The following is a 4,962-nucleotide window of genomic DNA, read 5'->3' as shown; positions in this document are numbered from 1 at the left end:
GTGGCTTTAAACATAGGATTAACTTTAGTAGATAATATTTTTATAATACAACCATCGTGTATATACACGATGGTTGTATTAGGCATCACCATGCCAAAAAAGATTTTTTGTACGCTAAGAAAATTTCAAGTGCCTGAAACAACGATTTTTCGTTCAAACTAGATTAAAACTAGCACCATAACCATAGCTTTTTCACCAATTTTACGGAAAAAAGTACTTGCTGAGAAGCTTACCACATCTTAGTTTCAGCCTTAACGTACAATTTACCCGGTTGGATACAGTGATGCCAATCACGTCAAACCTCGCCACTGTTTTAATTAGCTGAATATGCTAATTGCTATTGGCGAGGTTTGACGTGTCGCAATTTGGCGAGTATCTTTCACAGCTTGTCAATATAGGCTTCTAGATCGCTGCGTTTAACTCGCCAACCCTTGCCAATCACTTTGGCTTTTAACTCACCTTTGTTACAGCAATTTTCAGGTAATTGAACCACAGAATAGGGTAGACTGAAGAGATAGCATGGTTTAAATAGATGCCAGTATCTTACTCAAAGGATTTGCGTGAGCGTGTGATTATGGCGTGTGTTGCAAAAGAAGGTTCTCAACGCCAGTTGGCGCAAAGATTTAAGGTCAGCTTGTCATTTGTGCGAAACCTACTGCGTCAGCATCGGGCAAATGGCGAAATCGAGGCGAAACAACGTGGAGGATACCAAAAGCCAACAATAACAAATGAGCATCTATCGCTTATCCAGTCTTTGGTTGAGGAAAAAAATGATTTGTTACTTAGAGAATTATGCGTTGGGCTTTGCCCCGCCGCAGGCATCGCTATGCAGAACGCACAGGGATAAGAGTGAGTATCACAACAATGCATCGAGCCGTAGAAAAATTAAGCTTACGTGTAAAAAAAAAGTCTTTATGCTAGCGAGCAAGATACCCCAAGAGTACAAGAGTTAAGGCATGACTATCGTCGTTGGTTAGATAAAATTGATGTCATAAATTTAGTCTTTGTCGATGAAGCGGGATTGAATTTATCAATCGCTGCGCGGCTTATTTGCCAGAGCCGTTAATGGTAAACGAGCAGTTGGTAGTCTCCCAGGAAGTAAGGGTGGGAACATTTCTTTGATTGGTGCTTTAAACCTTGATGGACTTGTTGCAGCAATGACCGTGCCAGAAAGTACAAATATAGTATCAAATCCTTGGCGAGGTTTGGCGAACTTTGGGTTAACGGCAATTCGCTGCGAAATATTGCGCTATAAGCTGGAACATCGCATACTCATCGTGTATCAGAGTATAACTCCAAACTTTTATCAGTCAAACTATGCTCCAGGACTTCTGCGGTCAGAATCTTAGAGGTAGGTACTATGACTAACAACCCCGGTAGTTTTTCAGTTGGTGGTTCAGTGGGCGGCGATATCAAAAATTTGCAAGACGATAACAACAAAGTATTTCAAGGAGATACAACCATGACTGGCGATCGCAATATCAACACTGGGGGCGGCAACTATAACGAGCGCATTCATGGCGACTACGTTCAAGGTAATTACTACGCGGCTGGACAACCCCAAAGTCTTGCTGAAGCTGCTGCCGAGATTCAGCTATTACTAAAACAATTAGAGCAAACTTACCCTACCACCACTACATCACAGCAAATGGTAGTAGCAGCAGAAGCTGTGAACCGCATTGAAAGCAACCCAACATTAAAAAAACGAGTAATAAATGCCGTTAAAGAAGGTGGCTTGGCTGCTTTTGAAAAAGCTATTGATAACCCAGCAGGTGCTTTTATTGTTGGCGCTATCAAAGGCTGGCAGGAAGTAGAAGCACAAGATTAAGGAAACTGAATTAACATACCTCTAAGTGCAGAGTTTGCTAACCAGCAGGTAAAAAAATTAGTATTAGACGAAAATATGGAAGAGCCGAAACCGCCTGAAAACCGCAATATTAATACTGGAGGAGGTAATTATAACGAACGGATTGATAGAGATTATATTCATCAATATAATGTTTTTCAAAATATTTTTAATATTCGTGGTGGGCAGACAACAAAACCAGTAGGCAACCCTGCTAGACCAGAGAACGAGCGGATACTATTAGCCGCAGTTAAGGAAGAAGTTACAGCACGGTTAAAGCAGTCTCTACACAATGCCGTGCTGATTAATTTGGCTAAAAAGTCACAACCTCAAGAAGTAAAAAGACCTTGGGATGCTGAGATAAAAATTGGCTTAAAGCCTGCTGAACCTCTGCCAGATACCACAACTATTTTGTCAGTTTTTGATTCTGAAGAAATTGCAGGTAAACTGTTAATTTTGGGTGCGCCAGGAGCAGGTAAGACCACTACACAATTAGAACTAGCTAAAGCTTTAGTTAGCCGTGCGAAGGATGACTTTAGTTATCCTATCCCCGTGCTGTTTAACTTATCTTCCTGGAAGAAAGATAAAGCATTGAGTGAATGGTTAGTAAGCGAACTGAATTCAAAGTATAACGTTCGGACTAAAGTTGGTAAAAAATGGCTAAAAGAGGATCAACTTTTACTCCTACTTGATGGTTTAGATGAATTGAGTCCGAAAATACAAGAACTTTGTGTTCAGGCAATTAATCAATTATTGCAAAATGAATTACCTCAACAACATTTGGTTGTTTGTAGCCGAACGGAAGAGTATGATAACTATTCAACATATCTCAGTCTCCGTGGGGCTATTTGTTTACAGTCTCTAACTGACAGGCAACTTCATAAATATCTTCTTGATGTTAACCAAACTAACATTTTACAATTTATTAGAAATGATCCGAACTTATTAGAACTAGTTAAAACTCCCTTGCTGTTAAGCATAACTATTCTCGCCTTTCCAGAAATAAGCCAATCATGGCACAAAGTTAGTTCTATTGAAGAAAGTTTCCAAGATTTGCTGAATTCCTATATAAAAATAATGTGTCAAAGAGAACTTGATAACAAGATATATTTGACAAAAAAGGCTCCTAACATTAACCAAACTAAAATTTGGCTTATTTGGCTAGCTCAACAGTTAAAACAGGAATCTAAAACTGAATTTTTAATTGAACAAATGCAACCTTTCTACCTAAGCAGAAAAATTCAACAGAATGTATACAAAATAATTACTAATGCGTTTCTTTGGGGATTTATTAGCTTAGAGTTTATGTTAATTATAGTATTATATTCGCTATTCAATGTAATAAGTTTTGATTTTAAATGTTTAATTTATTCTTTGGCAATATTTTATTTATGCAATGGAGTAATAATAGAGCCTGCTTTTCAGTTTCTAAAGCTGAACTTAAGTTTACAACTAAATGAAAAAATTAAGCCTATAGAAATAATAAATTATACTTGGAATAGAGAAAGATTTAGCTATAAAATAAATCAAAAAATAATTTTTGGCTTAGTTATAGGTGCAATTATATGGTGGATAGATAGTAAACTGGATTATACAAAACTTATTTTCTGGCTACCCATTGGGATAATTATTACAATGGGTTGTTTCATATTATGTGAGGGATTATATACGCCTGCTATAGATAAGACCAAAATCCCTAATCAAGGTATTTTAAAATCAGCATTAAATTCTGGATTTATTTTCCTAATTGTAATAATAGTGAGTGGATTGATTGGTCACTTGCTTGAAAAAAGACTTCCTAGTATTCCAGTTAGACAACTAATAAGTCTATTAATTCCAATGTTTATTTCTGTTCTTGCTGGACTCTTTGGTGGTGGAAAAGCTGCTATTCAACATTTCGCTCTCCGCCTCATATTATACTTTAGCGGCTATATTCCCTGGAACTACGCCCGCTTCCTAGACTACTCCACCGAGCGATTATTCCTCCAGCGTGTTGGCGGTCGTTATCGTTTCATTCACAAACTGCTGCAAGACCACTTTGCTCAAATGGAATTTAAGAAACCATAGCAAGCCTGTGTAGTACGCTGCTAGCCTTTACAGTGAGGCTGTTTCGCTTCGATGTCGTTTAACTCCCATTTCCCGCCCAACCAGCAATCGCCTTAGTTGCGTGTTGCTTTCTCGCTCACAGATATGTTGCCAAACTACGCTTATCCCGACATCTTCCCCCACAGGTATCATCGCTAGGGTGGACGCTACCCCCAACAACTGGTATAGTCCAAGCCAAACCTGCTGCTTTAGATTTTAATAATGAGGTTAATTGAAATTACATCTCCATAGTTATGTCCATTGAAGATTTTGAAGGTAGGACATAAGGAGAATCTGCAATGGTTAATGAGGAGCATTATGCTCGGTTGAAAGAAAGTGTACAACGTTGGAATGAGTGGAGACTTAAAAATCCAGAAATAATTCCTGACCTCAGCGAGTTCCTCCGCAAACGCGGAATGAATGTAAGCCAAAAGAAAACCAAAGTCACCGCCGCGACAGATGGGTTTGATTTCCTCGGCTGGCACTTTAAAGTCCAGAAAAACGGAAAGTTCAGATGTAGTCCCTCAGTGGACAACTTCAAAGCCTTTCGTAAGAAAGTAAAACACATCGTCAACAACTCGAATTATGGTGCTACCACAAAGGCTGAGAAATTAGCCCCGGTAGTTAGAGGCTGGAGAAATTACCATGAGTTCTGTAAGATGGACGGGTCTAGAAACTCGTTATACCACATCCAAAAAAGAGCTTACACGGTATTCAACAAGGAAACCAAGCAAACCCGCTACTCTAGCAAGAAATTACTAGACAAGGCATTCCCAACAGTTTCCTACTCCGAAAACAAACACGTTTCTGTCAAAGGAACTAAATCACCCTACGACGGAGACACAGCCTACTGGAGCGAACGCAAAAGTAAGCTCTACGACGGCGAAACATCTATTGCTCTTAAGAAGCAAAACCATAAATGTGCATCTTGCGGACTAAAGTTCATCGATGAGGAACGGGTTCACCTGCATCACATCGACGGAAATCACGCCAACTGGAAGAAAAATAATCTTGAAGCAATTCATGAGAGT

Annotated in this window: 5 protein-coding genes and 1 pseudogene; 5 read left to right on the top strand and 1 reads right to left on the bottom strand. The window is 39.1% G+C overall.

Annotation, left to right across the window (positions count from 1 at the left end):
• Nucleotides 1-379: 379 nt before the first annotated feature.
• Nucleotides 380-493 (bottom strand): helix-turn-helix domain-containing protein, encoded by a 114-nt coding sequence (locus ACYTXL_RS23860; RefSeq protein WP_461926895.1) that lies wholly within the window; start codon nucleotides 491-493, stop codon nucleotides 380-382.
• 39 nt (nucleotides 494-532) lie between these two features.
• Here ACYTXL_RS23860 and ACYTXL_RS23855 point away from each other — a divergent pair, with 39 nt between their 5' ends.
• The 5 genes and pseudogenes from ACYTXL_RS23855 to ACYTXL_RS23835 form a co-directional block, all read left to right on the top strand.
• A complete protein-coding gene (locus ACYTXL_RS23855; RefSeq protein WP_461926894.1) occupies nucleotides 533-847 on the top strand; it encodes a helix-turn-helix domain-containing protein in 315 nt (104 codons plus the stop codon).
• A 271-nt stretch (nucleotides 848-1,118) separates the two neighbouring features.
• A complete protein-coding gene (locus tag ACYTXL_RS23850) occupies nucleotides 1,119-1,349 on the top strand; it encodes a hypothetical protein (protein ID WP_461926893.1) in 231 nt (76 codons plus the stop codon).
• 11 nt (nucleotides 1,350-1,360) lie between these two features.
• Nucleotides 1,361-1,828, top strand: a complete 468-nt coding sequence (locus ACYTXL_RS23845) for a hypothetical protein (protein WP_461926892.1) — start codon at nucleotides 1,361-1,363, stop codon at nucleotides 1,826-1,828.
• Nucleotides 1,829-1,903: 75 nt separating this feature from the next.
• The gene (locus ACYTXL_RS23840; protein WP_461926891.1) at nucleotides 1,904-3,913 is read left to right on the top strand and encodes an NACHT domain-containing protein; all 2,010 of its coding nucleotides are present in this window, start codon (nucleotides 1,904-1,906) and stop codon (nucleotides 3,911-3,913) included.
• Between the two features lie 410 nt (nucleotides 3,914-4,323).
• A pseudogene (locus ACYTXL_RS23835) lies at nucleotides 4,324-4,962 on the top strand (HNH endonuclease); the annotation flags it as partial.

The organism is Nostoc sp. (genome assembly GCF_054880495.1).
Note: the sequence above shows the minus strand (reverse complement) of the source record. Positions and strands in the feature narration are given on the sequence as shown.